General features: G+C 40.0%; 16 protein-coding genes. 11 read left to right on the forward strand and 5 right to left on the reverse strand.

Features of this window, described 5'->3' with window-relative positions:
* The first annotated feature begins 234 nt into the window (after nucleotides 1-234).
* Nucleotides 235-2,070, forward strand: a complete 1,836-nt coding sequence (locus EHO58_RS15445) for a beta strand repeat-containing protein (protein WP_135680526.1) — start codon at nucleotides 235-237, stop codon at nucleotides 2,068-2,070.
* A 13-nt stretch (nucleotides 2,071-2,083) separates the two neighbouring features.
* On the opposite strand, the gene EHO58_RS15450 is transcribed toward EHO58_RS15445, so the two are convergent.
* The 4 genes from EHO58_RS15450 to EHO58_RS15465 form a co-directional block, all read right to left on the reverse strand.
* Complete coding sequence (locus tag EHO58_RS15450) at nucleotides 2,084-2,866, reverse strand: enoyl-CoA hydratase/isomerase family protein (protein ID WP_135627197.1); 783 nt, start codon at nucleotides 2,864-2,866, stop codon at nucleotides 2,084-2,086.
* A 93-nt stretch (nucleotides 2,867-2,959) separates the two neighbouring features.
* Nucleotides 2,960-3,709, reverse strand: a complete 750-nt coding sequence (locus EHO58_RS15455) for an SDR family NAD(P)-dependent oxidoreductase (protein ID WP_135680527.1) — start codon at nucleotides 3,707-3,709, stop codon at nucleotides 2,960-2,962.
* Between the two features lie 133 nt (nucleotides 3,710-3,842).
* The gene (locus tag EHO58_RS15460) at nucleotides 3,843-4,145 is read right to left on the reverse strand and encodes an ArsR/SmtB family transcription factor (RefSeq protein ID WP_135680528.1); all 303 of its coding nucleotides are present in this window, start codon (nucleotides 4,143-4,145) and stop codon (nucleotides 3,843-3,845) included.
* A gap of 95 nt (nucleotides 4,146-4,240) precedes the next feature.
* Entirely contained in the window at nucleotides 4,241-7,378 is a 3,138-nt protein-coding gene (locus EHO58_RS15465; RefSeq protein WP_167483227.1) for a DUF1554 domain-containing protein, read from the reverse strand.
* Between the two features lie 248 nt (nucleotides 7,379-7,626).
* Between EHO58_RS15465 and EHO58_RS15470 the strand changes: the two genes are divergently transcribed.
* The 6 genes from EHO58_RS15470 to EHO58_RS15495 all read left to right on the forward strand — a co-directional run bounded on the left by EHO58_RS15470 (nucleotide 7,627) and on the right by EHO58_RS15495 (nucleotide 15,870).
* The gene (locus EHO58_RS15470; RefSeq protein ID WP_244241204.1) at nucleotides 7,627-8,331 is read left to right on the forward strand and encodes an OmpA family protein; all 705 of its coding nucleotides are present in this window, start codon (nucleotides 7,627-7,629) and stop codon (nucleotides 8,329-8,331) included.
* A 10-nt stretch (nucleotides 8,332-8,341) separates the two neighbouring features.
* A complete protein-coding gene (locus EHO58_RS15475) occupies nucleotides 8,342-9,532 on the forward strand; it encodes a hypothetical protein (RefSeq protein ID WP_135680530.1) in 1,191 nt (396 codons plus the stop codon).
* A gap of 147 nt (nucleotides 9,533-9,679) precedes the next feature.
* On the forward strand, nucleotides 9,680-10,504 hold the full coding sequence (locus tag EHO58_RS15480) for a CheR family methyltransferase (protein WP_135627192.1): 825 nt from the start codon (nucleotides 9,680-9,682) through the stop codon (nucleotides 10,502-10,504).
* A gap of 18 nt (nucleotides 10,505-10,522) precedes the next feature.
* Nucleotides 10,523-11,092 (forward strand): chemotaxis protein CheB, encoded by a 570-nt coding sequence (locus EHO58_RS15485; protein ID WP_135680531.1) that lies wholly within the window; start codon nucleotides 10,523-10,525, stop codon nucleotides 11,090-11,092.
* Between the two features lies 1 nt (nucleotide 11,093).
* Nucleotides 11,094-14,738, forward strand: a complete 3,645-nt coding sequence (locus EHO58_RS15490) for a response regulator (RefSeq protein WP_135680821.1) — start codon at nucleotides 11,094-11,096, stop codon at nucleotides 14,736-14,738.
* Nucleotides 14,739-14,742: 4 nt separating this feature from the next.
* The gene (locus tag EHO58_RS15495; RefSeq protein WP_135627189.1) at nucleotides 14,743-15,870 is read left to right on the forward strand and encodes a sensor histidine kinase; all 1,128 of its coding nucleotides are present in this window, start codon (nucleotides 14,743-14,745) and stop codon (nucleotides 15,868-15,870) included.
* Here the strand turns inward: EHO58_RS15495 and soxR are convergent.
* Entirely contained in the window at nucleotides 15,867-16,328 is a 462-nt protein-coding gene (gene soxR / locus EHO58_RS15500) for a redox-sensitive transcriptional activator SoxR (RefSeq protein ID WP_244241205.1), read from the reverse strand. The genes EHO58_RS15495 and soxR overlap by 4 nt on opposite strands.
* 183 nt (nucleotides 16,329-16,511) lie before the next feature.
* Between soxR and EHO58_RS15505 the strand changes: the two genes are divergently transcribed.
* The 4 genes from EHO58_RS15505 to EHO58_RS15520 all read left to right on the forward strand — a co-directional run bounded on the left by EHO58_RS15505 (nucleotide 16,512) and on the right by EHO58_RS15520 (nucleotide 20,118).
* On the forward strand, nucleotides 16,512-17,108 hold the full coding sequence (locus EHO58_RS15505) for an NADPH-dependent FMN reductase (RefSeq protein ID WP_135627188.1): 597 nt from the start codon (nucleotides 16,512-16,514) through the stop codon (nucleotides 17,106-17,108).
* A 15-nt stretch (nucleotides 17,109-17,123) separates the two neighbouring features.
* The gene (locus EHO58_RS15510) at nucleotides 17,124-18,383 is read left to right on the forward strand and encodes an MFS transporter (protein ID WP_135680532.1); all 1,260 of its coding nucleotides are present in this window, start codon (nucleotides 17,124-17,126) and stop codon (nucleotides 18,381-18,383) included.
* A 102-nt stretch (nucleotides 18,384-18,485) separates the two neighbouring features.
* Nucleotides 18,486-18,878: an OsmC family protein gene (locus EHO58_RS15515; RefSeq protein ID WP_135627186.1), complete on the forward strand. Its 393-nt coding sequence runs from the start codon at nucleotides 18,486-18,488 to the stop codon at nucleotides 18,876-18,878.
* 91 nt (nucleotides 18,879-18,969) lie between these two features.
* On the forward strand, nucleotides 18,970-20,118 hold the full coding sequence (locus tag EHO58_RS15520; RefSeq protein ID WP_135680533.1) for a hypothetical protein: 1,149 nt from the start codon (nucleotides 18,970-18,972) through the stop codon (nucleotides 20,116-20,118).
* The last annotated feature ends 54 nt before the right edge of the window (nucleotides 20,119-20,172 follow it).

The following is a 20,172-nucleotide window of genomic DNA, read 5'->3' on the forward strand; positions in this document are numbered from 1 at the left end:
TTAGGGTTGGCTTCTGAAAAAACAGACAAGCCGTTTGGGTAAATTTGATGGGAAAACACGGATGGGAGGGTGATTTGGAACGAACGCTACTGATTCCGGAATGGGGGTTTGGATTAGAAATTTTAAAATATCCCGTAAATGAGGGAGTATTTTTTTTCTAAAATTCCGATTTGTTTCTCAATTTTTTATAATTGGATTGTAACAGGGTTCGCGATCGAATGTAAATATATTTGCATGCGAAAATTTCTGAAAAAAGGAATTCCTTACGGGATAGCGGCCCTTCTTCTTTTCTTTTTGGAATCCTGCTCACTCAAATCCATGAATATAGCATTCGAAGCGATGCTCGAGGCTCAGGTCGCCTGCTTAGTTACTGGAGATACCTGCGTAGATGCAAGCAGTACTCCTGGAGATGTAACGATCCCTACAGTTACGATCACAAATCTTCCGACTTCCGGAAGACCTACAGTGGAGACTGGATTTCTCTATGGGACTTCTTCCGATAATATATTAGTATCCGCCGTGCAGATTAGTATTGATGGGGGAGCTTATACTGCAGCGACCGGAACGACCACTTGGAGTTTCGCTCTGCCTACAGGTTCCTTAACTTGGAGGCATGGATCTTTTCATTCCGTTAATATCAGGAGCGTGGACTCCAGCGCAAATATTTCCACAGTATTAAGTCTGAATATTAGAAAAGGATATAATAGAGATCTAAACGGAGACGGTTACGCTGATATAGTAGTCATGGCTCCTGGTGATGCTACTGGACTGGGAGCGGCTTATATTTTTAACGGTAGTTCTTCCGGAATTGTTGCGACTACTTCGAGTGCGGCCGACCATTCTATCACAGGACAAGGAAGAATGGGATATGCTTCCGCGATGGGAGATGTAAATGGAGATGGTTTCGGAGATCTTGCGGTGGGAGCATCCGATTATTCAGGATTGCAAGGTATTACTTATGTATTTCACGGAAGTACTTCAGGGATTACTACAAGTACTGCAGCGGGTGCAGACCGTATCTTAAATTATACTGGTTCAAACGAATTCGGTTATGCGATTGCACTCGGGGATGTGAACGGAGACGGATATGATGATCTTGCTGATGGTGCTTATCATGTTTCCGGATATTCAGGACTTGCATTTATTTATTATAGCACAGGATCTGGAGGGATTTCTTCCACCGCTGGAACAACTATTTCAGGTCCTGGTTCAAGTAATTTTGCCTGTGGGATAGGACTCGGAGATATAAATGGAGATGGATTTTCAGATCTGATCGTAGGCGGAAATGCATATGCTGGTGGTAATACAGGAGGAGTCTGGATTTTCCATAGTACCGGATCAGCCGGAGTCACGGCGAGCTCCTATACCTCAGCAAACACTACAATAGTTGGAGAGTCAGCAAGTAATTTTGGAATTCGTATATATACCGGAGATGTGAACGGGGATGGATATGCAGATCTCGCTGTAGGAGCTCCTCAATATAGTTCCTATTTTGGAAGAAGTTATGTATTCAATAGCACAGGGACTACAAGTGGGATCACTGTCACTTCTGCTACAAGTGCAAACACGATAGTCAGCGGCTTCTCTACAAGTGCAGTGGGGCTCGCTGTTGCGCTTGGAGACATTAACGGAGATGGATACGATGATTTTGTTACAGGCGCTCAAAATTATTCTTCTTCGCTAGGAAGAATTTACGTAAATTTAAGCGATGGTGCTCAAGCCTCTAACGGTTCTACAAATCTAATTGTGGGGGAATCTACTAGCCAATCTTTTGGAAATGCTCTTATGATCTCCGACATAAATGGAGATGGTTTAGGAGACTTGATTGCTGGAGCAGTTACTTATCCGGACGGAGTTACGTTATCCGGAAGAGCTTATATTTTTCATAGTGCCGGCTCTAGCGCTTATATGGCTGCAAGCGCAGTCTCAGCAAATACGATTATATCAGGGAGTACAGGAAGCGAATTCGGAAGTAATCTAGTGGATGCGAATATTCCGAAGGACCTGTATCCTAAATTTTTAGGAGTTTGGGCCTTCGGAGGTTTAGAAACGTATAGGATCAAAATTTAAGAAAATCGAATATTTAGGTGAGTTTCGGTCTTCTTTTTTCTTTCAGAGCACTCATTGCTTCCAACAAATTTGCCACTACCTTAGGATCTTCAAAGCTACTTTTGGTGAATTCCAATTGGGATTCGAATTTATCATTGATCTCTTTATTGATCGCAGCCTTGGTCCTTCTGTAAGCGCTTGGTGCGATTGCCATAACCTCATCCAATTTTTTCAGAACAAGTTTACGTAGATCTTCCTTATTCTCCGCAGTTTCATTGATCAAAGATATTTCCCTTGCTTCTCCTGCCTTATAAGCAGTTCCTAAAAGGCAAACTTCGTTTAGATATTCCGACTTAACGGTAATCTTCAATTTATCTATAAAGCTGATCGGTAAAGGAAGTCCAACCAGAACCTCGGTGAATGCGATCCTTGCTTTACCTTCTAACATAAATTTAAAATCGCAGGCTAAAGTCATGACAGCACCACCTCCCATTGCATAACCGGTAACTTCTGCGAGAAGAGGTTTTCCGAAACTCAAAAGTTTACCGAATAAGATCACGATCTGGCCCATTTCGGCTGTGAGTTTTTCTCGAGGTGTGTTTAGGATATTTTCAGCATCGATACCGTTTGAAAAAAATTTAGGATTATCGGAACTTAAAAGGACTGCACGGATACTATCATCCTTATCGATCTCAGCCAGGATATTTTCCAGTTCTATCATATTCTCTCTGGTCAAAGAATTCTGATCGTTAGTTTGTATTTTAATACATTCGGCTCTGCCGTTTTTTAATTGGATTGGTTCCCGCAAATAGTTCATAGAGCATGATTAGGAACTCCAACATAAGTGATCTACTCGAATTTTATGGTTTAAATCACAAACTAATCATGCCCTAAAGCGAACTAATAAATTTTATCGATAACCTCCGGAGGCGCTGATCTTTTCTCCGGTAAGCCAATAAGAATCTTCGGAAGCTAAAAACAACGCAACCTTCGCGATATCTTCAGGTTGTCCTAAACGTCCCAAAGGAGTTTTGGAAACGATCATTTTTTCCATATCACTTCCTATCATTCCAAGTCTATGAGCTCCTTCCGTTTCCACACCACCGGGTGCGATCGTATTCACTCTGATCTTTTTAGCGCTAAGTTCTAAAGCTAATACTTGGGATACTGTATCCAGCGCACCTTTAGTGGAAGCATATACAACGGAATTTGGAACAGGGATATCGCTCACAATGGAGCTGATATTGATCACTGATCCACCTTCAGGAGCAAAATAGTTTAGGGATTCCTGAGTTGCGAGAATAGGGCCCAGAACATTCGTATTCATCTGTCTATGAAACTCATCTTCCGTAACCGCTTCCAACGGAGCAAATTCGAATACGCCTGCATTATTTACTAGAATATTCACGGAACCGAAAGCTTTCTTCGTTTCTGAAAATAAACGTTTAACGTCGGAGGACTTGGACATATCTCCTTGGACTGCGATCGCTTTACCTCCGCTTTTTTCGATCTCCGCAACAACCTTATCCGCTCCTTCTTTGCTTGAAGAATAATTTACCACTACGGAAGCTCCTGCGGAACCTAATGTTTTAGCGATACTCGCTCCAATTCCTTTAGAAGCTCCGGTTACCACTGCGACTTTACCTTTTAACTGACTCATAAGATTACTCCTGATTATTCGGATCTAATAATTTTATAGTTAGACAAGTATCGAAGTATTTGTTGGTAAAATAATTAGATATTTCGATAATTATCGAATTAATTAAAATAGAATGAGCGTCGGTCGGTTCGATCTAGATTTGGGAAAGTTTGTCCAGGTAGGCTTTGAATACATCCCTTCTTAGGATGATATTTACAAATTTACCGTCTTTAGAGGTTTCTATCAGACCAGCATTCTCTAATTCCTTAATATGATGAGAAAGTGTAGCAGGGCTAATATCCTGGGATTTGTTCAAGGTGCTGCAGGCAGTAGGTTCTTTAGTAGAGCCGATACATTGTAAAAGCTGAAATCTCCTAGGCTCAGCAAGGGCTCTAGAAATTTTAGTAAATTCCTTTTCTGTGAGTTTAACTGGTTTAGGGTTCGGCACTCTCTCCATACTTAATTCTTTAGACGGTTCTGTCTAAAGAAATTTTCGATTTTTAAGAATGTGTAAGATGGCCCTCCGGTCTTTAAGAGTAGAGAGCCTTCTTCTTATTGTTGGACGCAGATGAACTTTTTGGAAACAGAACAGCTATCATTTCCGGAACTGATTGCCCCGGATCCTATAGCATTTCCGATACCGTACTGTCCAGTGATCCCAGAAGTGATATCATCCGTCCACATATTACAATGGTTACTCGCAGTGGTCCAATTCGAATTCAAACCCGTCCAGAAAGAATCAGATCCGCTTCCGCTGAATGCAGTAGTTAAACTTCCAAAGCTGAAAAGTTTGAAAGAATTCGTGGTAAATACTTTATTAGAATAAGGTAAACTACCTGACTTTAGATAATAATCCCTGCTTGCATCCAGAACCCAATTCGTTTGGCCGGCCGCATTCGTTCCGGTTGTAGTGGCTATTCTTGTGGAACCATCTACGATCAAAGCCTTATATGTGGCACTTCCCATATCCGTTGGTTTATTCGGATCAGCTCCATCATTACAACTATCATCCGCAACAGTCATGCCTGAGTTCAAGTTTCCGCTCTTAGTGAGCGAAGTCACCCAAATCAACTTATCATTGTCTAGGTTTTGGACTCCACAATAATCAGGAGGTTGGTACTGGTCGAAAGTCGCATCACTACTCGTGAGAAGACTGAAAGATACACAACTACTTTGGGTGCCATCCACTCTATTATCGTTCTTACCCGTGATCGTTATCGTTTTATTCACATTATAATCGGAAGAGGTAAATGTCAGGCTTGTAGGGCTCACACTTGCACATTCTGTGCTTCCTGATTTACAGGAAAGAGTGAAAGTAACATCTCCGGTAGGCGGGGAGGAAAGTCCCAGTTTTACTTTAAAGGTCGCAGTTGTTCCGTCTTCGCTCGTATCCCCGCTTATATTCGAGAATGTTAATACTTGTTCATCGTCTATATTTCGGATAGGGGTAGAAGGTGCAGTATATGTTAATCCACCGCTGGCCGCGCCATAAATTATATTGTATAATACATTTCCATCTACGAGAGCATCATCCACACCGGTCGCTACGATCTTATTCGTTCCGGAAGAGATCATTGTGTTCCAGTTCCCTGAAGTGATGCTTGCCGAAGCCGTCACAGTTCCCTCAGTAGTATCATCACTCGAAGCAGGGACAGTTACGGTGGAACTTGGAGAAGACTGTGTAATCAGATAGATCGTAGCAGTTCCTCCTCCTTCACTCGTAGAGAAACCTCCGGACCTTCTGCAAGAAGAGATAAGATTGGAAACATCATTATCACAACTATAATACACGAAAGAAGGATTTTTAACGAATGTACTGCTTCCATACTTACTATCTGTAGTTGTAGTAGAAGTTGAAACAGTATAATCGTGATTTCCTTCGTTAACACCATTCGAACTTCCTGTTACGGTAATTTCCCTGTCTTGGTTCCATCCTCCCGCTACGTTTTTAGAAGGAGTGAAAACTAAAGTAGAAGTATTTAAAACTCCATCGCTAGTCGTACTTCCGCTGGAAAGATTCAGGGTAACATTAGAAAGAGGTTGGGACCTCAATCGAATGGTGAACTTGGAATAGGTTTGAGGATCTAATTTTGCGGAATCATCAGTTGCAAAACCGTTGATAGAAACGGAAGAATTACTGGTAAGAGTGGTAATTCCATTTGCAAAGATCACGTAACCAGCAGTGTCATCGTCCAAATTGTTTACGGTAACAAAATTCGGACTAGGAGTTTTATTATTATATTTGGAATCGGAACTTGTTGCCTTATTCACTCCGATCTGGTACTGCACATTCCCATCCATCACATCATCATCCACTCCGGTGACCACGACCGACTGAGGTGTGTTCCAGTTGGAAGGGGTGAATGTAACCTGAGTTTGGTCGATCGTACCTTCTTTGTTATTTGAATTTACGGAATCTTTCTTTTCGTTAAAGGAAACGGTAACATTAGATGTAGGTTCACTTGTGAGAACCACTGTGAAAAATGCGTTTTGTCCTGCTTCGTTCGTATTTGTGCTTAATGTTGAAACTGTGATCCCTGGGCTATCATCATCGGTGATATTTACTTTCACATCAGGAGGATTTTCATTACCGTAATCCGTTGCAGTTCCTAAGATTATATTTACGATCACATTTCCGTCTGCAATTTGGTTGTTCACAGGAGTGGCCGTAACCGTCTGAGGAGTATTATAATTTGCAGGAGTAAACGTAAGTAGAGAAGTATCTGCGCTCGCTCTGGATGGATTCGAACTGGAAACAGGTATAGTTACATTACCTGGAGGTTCTACAGTCAAAGTAACCGTAAATGTTTTAGCGGCTCCTGCCTCGTTGATATTCAGAGTAGTCGGTGTGACTATTATAGCAGGTTCCTCGTAATCTATATTCGTAACGAAAACAGAAGGTAATATTAAATTATTATAATTTGAATCGGAACTAGTGGAGTTTCCTAGGTTGATCTTATACTGGATGTTTCCGTCTGTCAGAACGTCGTCCACTCCGGTAATCGTTACTACCTGAGGAGTATTAAAATTCCCGCTGGTAAATGTTAAAGAAGAAGGGGATACGGTTCCTTCCGTCAAATCGGAACTTTGGATACTAGGAATTACAACATTGCCGGAAGGCGCCTTACTCAGGACCACGGCAAAACTGGCGGTATTCCCTTTTTCGGTAGTGATCAGATCTTTTTTGGGAGAAACTACGATGCTATAGGAATCGTCATCAATTACGGTAATTCCGATAGAAGGTGTATAAAGACCGTTATAGGATTTGTCCTCACTAGTTGCTTTGCCTACATAAAGAGAAATATCCTTATTTCCCTCTACAGCTAAATTGTCTATACCAGTGATCGTGATTGTCTGAGGAGAATCCCAGTTGCTGGCGGTAAAAGTTACCGTAGGGACAGAAATTGTTGCCCGATCCGTATGGCTCAAACTAAGAGGCAGGGTCACATCTGCCGTAGGTATCTTGTTTAATCGGATCTCTAGGTCCAAGGTCCCGTTTGTGGGATTTTCAGGAACCACATAGGAATAATTGGGAGAAGAAACGGTAACCCCGTTTGCACTTTGGGGAAATTTTTCACTTACCCCGGAGAGTATATAATCCAAAGAATTCGTCGAACCCTTACATTGGAGCAAAAGTAAAACCGAAAGAATAAAGATGGAAATTGGATACCTTTTGCGGATTCGTTTCATCGACCTTGGTCCAGTTGTGTTTATAGGATTAAGACTAGGCATTCTCAAATAGATATTAACTCTAATCTTTTTCAAAAATTTCGGAAAAAAGTTTTAGACTGTTCCTTAAGTGCCAAGAGATGATTTCGTTTTTAATAAAATATTAAAACTTACATAAGACTTCGCGAATATTATAAAAAAGTAGTATCTTGTCCGAGATGTTTCCTGCACAAGGGTCATAACTTTCTTCTTAAAACCGTATTCGAGTGGTGATTATTAATTCTCGCATATCTTTTTTACTCTTCCTAATTATATCTTTTTTCTTCCTGGATTGTGCTCGGACTAGATATGCCATCGTCGAGTCTAAATCATTTCAAAAATTCTGTGGATGTGTTCCGGAAGATGATATCCCCGCAAATTCCAAAGAAGAAGCGTTAGGTAAATTAAGCGAAGGTTCTTTGGACGATTTAGGAACTCCTAATTATATGGAGATCATGTATCGAGGTTTAAAAAAAGCGTTTGAGTATTCAGGAACCACATTCGAACAAACGGAAGAAGGCCTAAAAGCCCCGGGAGTCGAGCTTAAACGTATAGAAGAAGATAAAAAGTTAAAAGAACTTTTGATCGTCATAGATGGGGACGTTGCATTTCCTTCAGGTAGATCCACATTAACTCCTAAAGCAAGGGACCTTATTTCTAAAATTGCTGACGCGTTAGTTGCTTATCCTGAAACAAATGTAAGGATCGGAGGACATACGGATACTCCCGGTTCCTTTACTTCAAACCTGAAATTAAGTAAGGAAAGATCCCAGGCAGTAAAACAAGAACTTAAACAATCCCATGAAATTGGAGAAGAAAGGTTTAAGGAAGTAGATGGATACGCGGACCTGCGTAAGATCGTTGATACCTTCTTCTCTGAAAAAAAGAATCGAAGAACCGAGATTTATGTCGGAACGGTTCGGATCGTATACTAAGGGGATTCGAATGAGATTCTTTATGATTTCGAATTTTAGAATTTTATTAAGTTTATTCTTATTTTTTTCTTTTGTAGGTCCGAATTTTTCCCAAGAGCCGGAAAAAACGGAACAGCCTCCTTCCGTTCCGAAGCAGGAAGAGACCGCTAAGGAAACTTCTTCCTGGTTTAACGATCCTAACGATAAATTTAGCAAGGTTTTCGAACATAGATTGATGTTCCGAGTAGGTGCAGGGATTGGAAATCTTTCTCCTGCGATATTGAACGAGACTGGACCGGCTTGGTCTAAGGATTCAATACTTAGGAATATAGTGGATGCTGATTCTCCTCCTTCTTTTCCCTATAAAGAAGCAAAATCTTTGGGAGTCCAAACCCAGGCTTGGGATATCAGTTACGGATGGAAAAATCGTTTCGAGATCCAATCTGCCAGAAATTCTTCATTAGGAAAATATGGTAAAGAAGAACCTGCCTCTACGAATTTTATCACTCCTAGGACGGATCTATACTGGGCTTCCGCATTCGAAGGAAATCGATTATTAAGATTTGATGGAATAAGTGATCATTTAAGATTTTCTTATATTCATCCTTTTACTTCCAGATTTAGGATCGGACCGTCCGTAAATTTTCATAGATATACGGAGCAGGATACTAGCTCTTACGGATCTTATTCTACTTCTCGCCCTGGCGCTCCTGTTCCGGATAAAGCAACCTGGTCTGTCGGGGGAAATGTAGAATCCAATTTTTCTATGAAAGGAATTCTTCCCGGGATCTATTTGAAATTCAAAATTACCGAATGGTGGGAGATCCGTTCTCGTTTGGAATATTTGGATCGAAAAGGCGATTTTTCAGCGATAGGTATTCAGGTCTTGCAAGAATCGATTTCCGGAGGGCCTGGAACTTATAGTATTTCAGTTCCGGCTTATGGAGGTAAGGTCTCCGATAAAGGTACTATCTTTATGTTCGAGTCCTCGTTCAGATATTGTAGGTTTAGTCTTGATATAGGAATGATCCGCCAAGATATTACCAGAAGTTATTCCATGTACGTTGGGGATACTATTGGAACAGTCTCTACCAACGATTATTTATTACGTTTCCCGAATATAGATCTGGGGCAAATGAGTCATCATTCCAAACAAACCTTGACGGAAGTTTATATTATGCCCGGAGCATCGTTTTTTTACGATTCAGACGGGATCTATTGATCCGTTCTACTTTTCATTTTTAGCATAAAATTGCATAATTTGGGTTATTTTGACCCGAATTTGAAATAAATAGTTGCTTTCAGTTTCCCAAAAACCGTAGAATATCCCCTCGGTTTGGCTCAGGGAAGTTTTATAAAATATTAAAGTATGGCAGCTAAGGATAGTACTGAGATAGAGATCGATTTATTATTGGAGGCTCTCTATCAGAAATACGGGTACGACTTTAGGCAATATTCAGATGCTCATATAAAACGCAGGATCACGAATCGGATGGTATTATCAGGATATAATACGGTTTCGGAGATGCAGTTTCAACTTCTACACAATGAGAGTTTTGCGAACGATCTTTTGCATGATCTGTCCATTACAGTGACGGAGATGTTCCGAGATCCGAATTTTTATAGATCCGTTCGTGAAAAGATCATCCCCATCTTAAAAACATATCCTTTCATAAAGATCTGGCATGCAGGCTGTTCCACTGGCGAAGAAGCATATTCCATGGCGATCCTTCTGACGGAAGAGGGGCTTATGGAGAGAGCAACGATTTACGCGACCGATTTCAATCAGAGAGCTTTAGACGATGCTAAACAAGGTATATTTTCGAATAATCTAATAAAGGAATATACTTTCAATTACCAAGCTTCGGGGGGAAGGGCGTCTTTTTCGGATTATTATACCGCCGACGAGAATATGGCGATCATGAATAAAAATCTCAAAAAAAATATAGTCTGGGCAAATCATAATCTGGTCACAGATAGCGTGTTTGCCGAGGTTCATATGATATTGTGTAGGAATGTGCTTATATATTTTAAAAGAGAACTTCAGAATAAGGTGCATCGTATGTTTTATGAAAGTTTGATTAATGGTGGAGTTCTTTGTTTGGGTTCTAAGGAAGGGATGTATTTCAGCGAACTGAAAGATGTATACCAAGAGTTGGACCCAAGGCAGAAAATATTTAAGAAGAAGTATTAAGGATTTTTAAATTAATTTATGCGATACGGTGCAATTGTAATCGGAGTTTCTTCTGGAGGATTGAATGCTCTTGGGAAAATTCTACCATCTTTGCCTCAGAATTATCCTATCCCGATAGTGATCGTACAACATGTTAGCCCCCGTTCGGATGGATATTGGGTAGAGAGTATGGATAAGGTCTGCAAATTATTCGTGAAAGAAGCAGACGAAAAGGAAAGTATCGAAAGAGGGACTATTTATTTGGCTCCCGCAAATTATCATTTATTAGTAGAACAAGATAGAACATTCTCCCTAAGTACTGAAGCAAAGGTGAATTTTGCAAGACCATCCATAGATGTACTTTTTGAATCTGCTGCGGAAGTTTATGGAAAAGAATTGATCGGGCTTATTTTGACAGGCTCCAATTCCGATGGTGCCTTGGGTCTGAAAAAAATAAAAGAAGAAGGTGGACTGACGATCGTACAAGACCCTGAAACCGCAGAATCATCCGCTATGCCCGCACATGCGATCTCCACTACTTCCGTGGATTATATTCTTCCTTTGGAAGAGATACAGAAATTATTAATCAAATTAAGCGAGAGTGATTGAAGTGGATTTCAAAAACTTAACGATCCGTGCCAGACTTTCTTTAGGTTTTTCAGTTTTACTCGCCATATTCGCGGGTACTTCCGTATTTGTGATCAATCAGTTTTCGGAATCTAATAATCGTTTAGTGAGGATCGTAGACGGTTCCGCTAAAAGAGTAAATTTGTCGAACGAGATAATGATCGCCTTACTTGATTCCACTCGTCACGAAAAGAATATAATTATAGAGAGACGCAATGCGGAGATGCTCTATTTTAAAGACCGTTTTCAGAAGGCCAGTGATACAGTAGATGATAAAATTGTACAATTAACCGAGTTATCCGACACAGAAGGGAAGGTCTTGTTGGAAGAATTTAAGGAAAGTTGGAAACGATTAAAAAAATACCAAGAACAGATCATTTTTTTCGCACTTAAAAATCAGAATGACAAAGCGTTCGAGATCTCAGCGGGAGAAGGGCTAATCGTTCGCGATCTTGCGACGAAACAATTCTCTCGTATTGTAGAACGGAATGAAAAGCTGATGGATCAGGAGAAAAAGAAAAATATATCTGATTTTCAATATACATTCTACTTTTTGATCTTCTTAATTATTGTTTCCGTCATAATCGTTATTTCCATTTTCCTTTGGATCGTAAGAACTATAACCGATAGGATTACTTTTATTGCAAATGAGGCGGAAAGAATTGCAGGAAGGGAATTTACGGATCAGAAATTGGAAGATCCGACTAAGGACGAATTAAAATTGATCTTCGATTCTTTAGTGAATGTAAACGAAAGTTTTAAAGAAGTTGCGCATAATGCAAACACTGTGGCTTCCGGAAATTATTCCATAGATTTAGTTCCCAGATCCGAAAAGGATATTTTGGGAACGGCATTGATGAAGATGACCCAAGCACTTCGTCTTACAACCTCCGAGAACGATAGGCATAATTGGTTGACCCAAGGCCAAAATCAATTGAATGAAAAATTAAGGGGAGATCAAAGTATAGAAGAACTCGCTCAGGGAACCATCACCTTTTTGGGAAATTATTTGGAAGTCCGAGTAGGTGTGATCTATCTTTTGGATGAAAGAGATAAGTCTCTTAAATTGATCGGAGAGTATGCTTTTAGCGGTGGAAAAACTTCCGAAAAATTTTCTCTAAAAGAAGGCCTAGTTGGCCAGGCAGCTTTCGAACAAAAAACAATTCTATTAACGGATCTAAAAGAAGAACAGATAAGAGTGATGTCTTCATTATTAGATACTAAGCCGACGAATGTGTTAGTGATCCCGTTCTTATACGAAGGACAAACTTTAGGAGTGGTCGAGATCGGAAAATTGAGCCAGTTCACAGAACTGGAGGTGGAATTCTGCCAAAACTGTATGGAGAATATCGGGATAAGCGTATACTCCGCAATTTCCAGGAAGAAAATCCAAGAGTTACTCGAAGAAACCCAAGCCCAAAGTGAGGAACTCCAAAGCCAACAAGAAGAATTAAAACAAATGAATGAAGAGCTTGAGGAACAGACTCAAGTTTTAAGGCAACAACAAGAAGAACTTAGGATCACTAACGAAGAATTAGAAGAGCAGACCCAAGCTTTGGAAATAAAAAATAAGGAAGTGGAGGCTGCAAGATCGGATATAGAACAAAAAAGCAGACAATTAGAGGTCAGTAGTAAATACAAATCGGAATTTTTGGCCAACATGTCCCATGAACTAAGAACTCCGTTGAATAGCCTTTTGATCCTTTCCAAGGATCTTTCCGAAAACAATAAAAAGAACCTGAGTACTGATCAGGTGGAAAGCGCGAATATCATCTATAAAAGCGGACAAGATCTATTGGTACTTATAAATGAAGTATTAGATCTTTCTAAAATTGAATCCGGAAAAATGCAGGTTAATGTGGAGAAAATCTCCGTCCGAAAATTTGTGGATTCTTTGCTAAAGGATTTTAAACACCAGGCGGATAAAAAGGAATTAAGTTTGATCGGCACCGTTTCGGAGGATTGTCCGGAATATATTTCTACGGATCCCCAACGTTTGAACCAAATTCTAAAAAATCTATTATCCAATTCTTTAAAATTTACGGAAAAAGGAAAGATTAGCCTGGAGATCCGTCCGGATGGATATCAAAAAATCTTAATATCAGTTTCAGATACAGGGATCGGCATCCCGGAAGAAAAACAAATGTCGATATTCGAGGCATTCCAGCAAGCGGATGGAAGCACTTCTCGTAAATACGGTGGAACAGGTCTTGGATTATCTATCTCCAGAGAATTGGCTAAAATTTTAGGAGGCCATATCAGTTTGGAAAGTAAGGTGAATCAGGGATCCGTATTTTCTCTTTTATTACCTTTAGAGATGAAACCGGAAAATGTACCTTCTCCGGCCGAAAGGAAAGTTCATTTAACAGAACAAGTGCCGGATCCGATTCCTAAAAAAGTCCGATTTATCAATTCTCCGAGTGCGGAGGACGATAGATCAAGTATTTCAGAAAATGATAAAGTAGTACTTATCATAGAAGACGATTTAAAATTTGCATCCGTTCTGATCAAGCAGGCTCATGATAAGGATTTTAAATGTCTATCTGCTTCTACGGGAGAAGACGGACTGATTCTTTCCGAAAAATATTTACCTAACGCAATCATTTTGGATCTGAATCTTCCTGGAATAAACGGAAATACGGTCCTGAACGAACTCAAATCTAATCCGAAAGTTCGGCATATCCCGGTTCATGTCATTTCTGGAAATGAGTATTCCATTGATCCGATCAAAGAGGGGGCGGTGGAATATCTAGTTAAGCCTGTAAACAAAAAGGAATTGGAAGAAGCGTTCAATAGAATAGAGAATTTCATTAATCGAAAGATGAAAAATCTACTAATCATTGAGGACGACGATAATTCCAGAGTGGCGATGAGAAAGTTGATAGGAAACGGGGACGTAAAATGTTTCGAAGCGAGTAATGGTAAGGATGCGCTCAAGGCTTACCAGGAAAATTATTTCGATTGTATAGTCCTGGATATAGGTCTTCCGGATATGAGCGGATTCGAACTTATTTATGAACTTGAGAAGATAAAAGGCCAGACGATGCCTCCGATCATTATTTATACGGGCAAAGAGCTTACTCGGGAAGAGAATGCGGAACTTCAAAAGTATGCGGAGAGTATCATCATTAAGGGAGTTAAATCGGAAGAAAGACTTTTGGATGAGACAGCACTCTTCCTGCATAGGACCATCAGTAAACTTCCGGAAGGAAAACAAAAGATCATAAACAATCTATACGATAAGGAAGCGATCTTTCAAAAAAAGAAAGTCCTTCTCGTAGATGATGATATGAGAAACGTATTCGCGTTATCCAAAATTCTAAAGGATAGAGGGATGGAAGTTTATAAGGCGGATAACGGAAACACTGCCCTAAGCTCTCTGGATTCTCAGCAGGATATGGATATTGTTCTAATGGATATCATGATGCCGGAGATGGACGGTTACGAAACTATGAGAAGGATCCGATCCGAAAGAAAATACGATAAACTCCCGATCATTGCTCTTACTGCCAAAGCGATGAAAGATGATCGGCAAAAATGTATAGATGCAGGTGCAAACGATTATATCTCCAAACCTGTAGATGTAGAAAGGTTACTTTCTTTGATGAGAGTTTGGTTGAGCAGGTAAGCCGATGAATACCAGACCTAAAATACTGATCGTAGATGATAGACCGGAAAATCTTGTGGCTTTGGAAACTGTTTTAAAGGACCTGGATGTGGAGTTGATCCGTGCCTTGAGCGGTAACGAGGCTTTAAAGGCAACATTACATAATGATTTTGCTTTGGCATTATTGGATATTCAAATGCCGGAAATGGACGGATACGAACTTGCGAGTATTTTAAGAGAAGAGGAGAAGACTGCAAGACTTCCCTTTATTTTTATCTCAGCAGTATATACGGATAACCTGAACGTATTTAAAGGTTATGAAAGAGGTGCGTTCAGCTTTATTACGAAACCTTTCGAACCTCAGATACTCAGGAACAAGGTAAAGTTTTTCGTAGATAAACATTTGCAGGAAATTTCACTTCATATCCTGAATGAGGATCTAAAGAAAAAAAACGACGAATTGGAAAATGCGAACAAGGAATTGGATGCATTCTGTTATTCCGTTTCTCATGATCTGAGAGGACCATTACGCGCTATCGAAGGTTTTGCTAAAATTCTTCATGAAGATCATATCAAGGATCTGAACGAGGACGCGAAACATTTATTGGATGTGATCGTCGGGAGTACTCAGAAGATGGATCAGCTGATAGATAGTCTTCTTTTACTCTCCAGAACGGGTAAAAAAGAGATCACCAAAACGATTGTGAATATTTCGGAATTGGTGCAGCATACATTATACGAACTCCAATCGCATGCGCAAAATGGAAAAACTAAGATACTGGTGGGTGAATTGTCTCCGGCGCTCGGGGACGTATCATTACTCTCACAGGTTTTCGTTAATCTAATATCTAACGCAATCAAGTATTCATCTAAAAAAGAGGAACCGATCGTTGAAATAGGATGTAACCAATCGAATGGAGAGAATGTTTACTTCGTAAAGGATAACGGCGCCGGTTTTAATATGAAATACCAGAATAGACTTTTCGGAGTATTTCAGAGATTACATGATAATAGGGACTTCGAAGGTATAGGTATCGGGCTTGCAATCGTACATAGGATTATTACTAGGCATGGTGGAAAAGTTTGGGCGGAAGGCGAAGTGGGCAAGGGTGCAACCTTCTATATTACACTTCCTCAGATCCAAGAAATTTAATTTTGTTTTTTAGGTTTGCCCATCCAGCGTAAAGGGCCGCTTCCATATCTTCCTAACTTATCTTGAGGGTTTGCCAATTTACATGTAAGTAGGGAAAGGCAACCGCAACCGATACAAACAGAAAGTCCGTTCTTCAATCTGTGAAGTTCCGCTATCTTCTCCTCTATACGTAAACTCCAAGTTTTAGAAAGTTTGGACCAATCTTGCCCGTTGGGAGTATGATCTTCGGGAAGTTTCGCGATCTCTGCAGCAATCTCATCCAAGGAGAGTCCTACTCTTTGTGCAAATACTACGAAAGCGATCCTTCTCAAAACATGTCTTGGATATTGTCTATGCCCGGAACCTGCTCTTACGGAACGGATCAGTCCTCTTTCTTCATAAAAACGTAATGCAGAAGAAGCGACCCCGCTTCTTTTGGATACCTGCCCGATACTTAAAAATTCATCCTTATCCACCATATTCTCCCAAATCTAAACTTAAAGTGAACTTTAAGTATGAATTTTATCTAAACATCATTCTAAGCACAAACATTTTCGAATTTTTTCAGGAAAAATCGTAAAAAAACCGCCTCAAACTCTTTACTTCAAGTTCACTTTAACTTGTAGAATATCGTGAACTAAATAAAGAAAGGGTGTTCTATAATGTTATTAGAAAAGATCAGTACCGGCTCCGGCCTGAGATTAGGAATTATATTAGCTAGTACTAGAAAGGGTAGATTCGGAGAAACTGTAGCGAAATGGTTCGAAGATATCTCTAAACAAGATTACAGATTCGAGACTGATTTAATAGATCTTTCTGAATTTTCTTTGCCTTGGGACATGTCAAAGAATATGGACTCGGATCTTCCTTTATTCTCGGACAGAATAGCAGAAGCGGATGCTTTTGTAGTTATTACACCGGAGTATAACCACGGATATCCTGCATATTTAAAGTTGGCAATTGACTCACTTCATGAAGAATGGAATGCGAAGCCTCTTGGATTTGTTTCCTATGGAGGAAGTTCCGGCGGTTTAAGAGCGGTGGAGCAACTTCGTAATGTATTTGCGGAATTGAGAATGACCACCATTCGAGACTGTGTTAGTTTTCATTGGGCTCATGCCAGGTTCCATAACGGAAGACCTACAGAGGAATTTCGTTACTCATCTTCGGCTGAGAAATTATTGAATGAATTGTATTGGTGGGGAAACGTTTTGAAACAAGCTAGAATGAATTTCCCACGATCCGTTCTGAGGTCCTGATTTTAAGGAATTAATATGAAATTTACGTTTAGTAAATACCAAATCTTTGTAGTAGCCTTATTGGCATTTATCCAATTCACGGTGGTTCTTGATTTTATGATCTTATCTCCATTAGGAGTTCAGGTCATGGATCAACTGAAAATATCCACAACCAAGTTCGGTTTGGTAGTTTCCGCTTATGCATTTAGCGCGGGGATTTCCGGGATCTTGGCTGCCGGTTTTGCGGACAGATTCGATCGTAAAAAGATGCTTCTATTCTTTTATACCGGTTTTGTTTTAGGAACTGTTCTTTGTGGGATCGCACCAAATTACGAATTTCTACTATTTGCAAGAATTGTAACAGGTCTTTTCGGCGGGGTAATCGCTTCTATCAGCTTTGCGATCATTGCGGATCTATTTCCAATGGAAGCTAGAGGAAGAGTGATGGGACTTGTGATGACTGCATTTGCGGCCAGTCAAGTTTTCGGTCTTCCGATCGGAGTCTTCTTTTCTAACCTTTGGGGATGGCAGTCTCCTTTCTGGATGATTGCTATTATTAGCGGTCTTGTGGGAGTTGCGGCTCTAATTAAGTTGGAACCGATCGTTTCTCACCTGAGTGAAAGAACTGAAAATAGAGCGATCAAACATTTGGCTACAACCGCAGGAAATTCGAATTATCTTCCTGGATTTTTAGCAACGATGCTCCTTGCGACCGGTGGTTATATGCTTATGCCTTTCGGTTCTGCATTCAGTGTTCATAATTTAGGAATTACTTTAGAAGATCTTCCTTTGGTATATTTTGTGACCGGGGTCGTGAGTATGGCAGCAGGTCCTTTGATCGGTAGAGCAGCGGACAAATTCGGAAAATATCCTGTGTTCCTTATCTCCTCTCTAATTGCTTGCGGGATACTTTTCTATTACACTGCTATGGGAATTACTCCTCTTTGGTTTGTAATATTGATCAACTCTGCGTTATTCGTGGTGATTACGGGTAGAGTGATCTCTGCTCAAGCATTGAATTCTGCGATGCCTGAGCTTAGAGATAGAGGCGCTTATATGGCGATTAGCTCTTCTCTGCAGCAGTTATCCGGTGGAATTGCTTCTTACGCGGCTGGACTGATCGTTGTCCAAACTCCTAGCGGATATATCCAAGGATATCCAAACTTGGGTTATGTTGTGGTTGTAGCCATTCTGATCACTGTTGCCATCATGTATAAGGTGAATGAATACGTTTCTTCTAAACATCCGGCTCCTGCTAAGAGTGAATCCGAAGCGGCTCTCGCTTCAGAAACCTAATAAGCTTATATTTCAGGGAAGAAGCGAAACTCTTCTTCTCTGAAAATTCTAGATACGATTTAAGATTGCATTTAAAAGTAGATTTCTTATCCTCTTTACTTTATGAGCGACATAGAAGTAACAGTACTCAGCACTCCGGAAAATTATAAAACGATCCTTCGTAGTAAGAACCACGAAGTAATCGCGGACGAATCTAAAGAAGATGGAGGAGGAGATCTGGGACCTTCTCCACATGAATACCTTCTTCTTTCCTTGGGAGCTTGTACCGACATCACTGTCAGAATGTATGCCCAAAGAAAGAAGATGGATCTGAAAGAAGTGATTGTAGAATTAAATCTCACCAAATGGACAGATCATACTGAGATTGAAAGGACTGTAATATTAACGGGCAATTTGAGCGAGCAGGAAAGAGAAAGACTTTTACAAGTTGCAAATGCTTGCCCAGTTCACAAAACCCTGACCCATCCTATCCAAATAGAGACCAAACTGGGTTAAATTAAAATTTTTTCCAAGCCTTCTAATCCTTTCTTTAGGAAACGGAAGGCTGGAAAACCGGGTCCAATAAATCGAATCTCCTTTCGATCGTATGAAATTCAAATTCTCTCAGATTATTCCGTTTTCCTTATCTTTCACCCTTGTATTTTTAATTTCCTGCCTTTCTTCCGTAAAAGATCCAAAAGATGAGTTTGTGTATGTACAAAACGTTCAGGGCAAAAATGAAGAAGAATTAGAATTAAACGCGAAACGAAAAATTCTGGAGAATGGATTGGGAGAATTTGTCCAAGGATCTTCTCAGGTCGTCAGCGGCAAATTGAAGGAAACTATTGTAAATTCTTCCGTCGAAGGATTCGTGTTGGAATATTCTAAAATTGGTCCCACTCGTAAATTAGTTAATGGTATCTTAGAGATAGATGCAAAAGGAAAAGTGAACCAAAAAGCAGTCCAAGACGCTTTGAAAGAGAGATATAAAGATATTGGAAAGCCCAAATTTTTAGTATTCATAGAAGAAAGAATATTAGGAAAAAAAAATATAAGAGAAAAGGTCGGGATCACTGAGAATGAGATCATACGAGTTTTTTCGGATTTCGATTTTTTAGATAAAAAACAATTCTATCGTATTCTTTATAAAGAAGGGAAGAAGGAACCGAGCACTTTTTCCGAACACTCCTTTGAGGATAAAATATTATCTCTGGCCTCAGAGTCGGAAGCGGAAATTTTACTCGTAGGCCAAACAGAGGTCACTGATCTAGGAAAGATAGAAGATACAAATCTTCATTCTTACCAATCCGTTCTTAGATTCAAAATTTTTGACGTAAATACCGCTCGGATCATCGCAGCGGATAATTCTTCAGGAGTTTCTCCTCATATAAATCCGAATACCGGGATCCAGGAATCTATCAAAAGATCGGTGGAAAAGGCGTATCCAAAAATAAAAGAACAAATCTCCGATAAATGGAAACCCGGGAATCTGATCCGGATCAAAATGGAAGGATTGAGTTATAATGATTATTTGGATAAGGATGTGCTCGGAATTATAAGAACAATCCAAGGAGTCAATAGGGTAAACGAAACCTCCGGCTCCGACCGGAATGATGGGATTGTTTTAGAAATTGAAGCATTATATAACGGTGGAGCTTTGTATCAGAAACTTAGAGAAAGAAAGGAAGATTTCGGTCTGGAGTTTTCTCTAAAAGAGGTAAAGTCCTCTTATATCCATTTATTCTTTAAAAAATAGGAATATTCCACTCTATTTATCCAGATAAATCTTTCGATCTATTACATTACTATT

Origin of the sequence: Leptospira selangorensis (assembly GCF_004769405.1) — a bacterium.
Classification (GTDB): Bacteria; Spirochaetota; Leptospiria; order Leptospirales; family Leptospiraceae; genus Leptospira_B; species Leptospira_B selangorensis.

Bases quoted from the DNA above. Each gene is read 5' to 3' on its own strand.
- EHO58_RS15510 (WP_135680532.1), top strand. From the start codon at position 17,124: ATGAAATTTACGTTTAGTAAATACCAAATCTTTGTAGTAGCCTTATTG.
- EHO58_RS15520 (WP_135680533.1), top strand. From the start codon at position 18,970: ATGAAATTCAAATTCTCTCAGATTATTCCGTTTTCCTTATCTTTCACC.
- EHO58_RS15495 (WP_135627189.1), top strand. From the start codon at position 14,743: ATGAATACCAGACCTAAAATACTGATCGTAGATGATAGACCGGAAAAT.
- EHO58_RS15505 (WP_135627188.1), top strand. From the start codon at position 16,512: ATGTTATTAGAAAAGATCAGTACCGGCTCCGGCCTGAGATTAGGAATT.
- EHO58_RS15445 (WP_135680526.1), top strand. From the start codon at position 235: ATGCGAAAATTTCTGAAAAAAGGAATTCCTTACGGGATAGCGGCCCTT.
- EHO58_RS15450 (WP_135627197.1), bottom strand. From the start codon at position 2,866: ATGAACTATTTGCGGGAACCAATCCAATTAAAAAACGGCAGAGCCGAA.
- EHO58_RS15515 (WP_135627186.1), top strand. From the start codon at position 18,486: ATGAGCGACATAGAAGTAACAGTACTCAGCACTCCGGAAAATTATAAA.
- soxR (WP_244241205.1), bottom strand. From the start codon at position 16,328: ATGGTGGATAAGGATGAATTTTTAAGTATCGGGCAGGTATCCAAAAGA.
- EHO58_RS15460 (WP_135680528.1), bottom strand. From the start codon at position 4,145: ATGGAGAGAGTGCCGAACCCTAAACCAGTTAAACTCACAGAAAAGGAA.
- EHO58_RS15480 (WP_135627192.1), top strand. From the start codon at position 9,680: ATGGCAGCTAAGGATAGTACTGAGATAGAGATCGATTTATTATTGGAG.
- EHO58_RS15485 (WP_135680531.1), top strand. From the start codon at position 10,523: ATGCGATACGGTGCAATTGTAATCGGAGTTTCTTCTGGAGGATTGAAT.
- EHO58_RS15455 (WP_135680527.1), bottom strand. From the start codon at position 3,709: ATGAGTCAGTTAAAAGGTAAAGTCGCAGTGGTAACCGGAGCTTCTAAA.
- EHO58_RS15465 (WP_167483227.1), bottom strand. From the start codon at position 7,378: ATGAAACGAATCCGCAAAAGGTATCCAATTTCCATCTTTATTCTTTCG.
- EHO58_RS15475 (WP_135680530.1), top strand. From the start codon at position 8,342: ATGAGATTCTTTATGATTTCGAATTTTAGAATTTTATTAAGTTTATTC.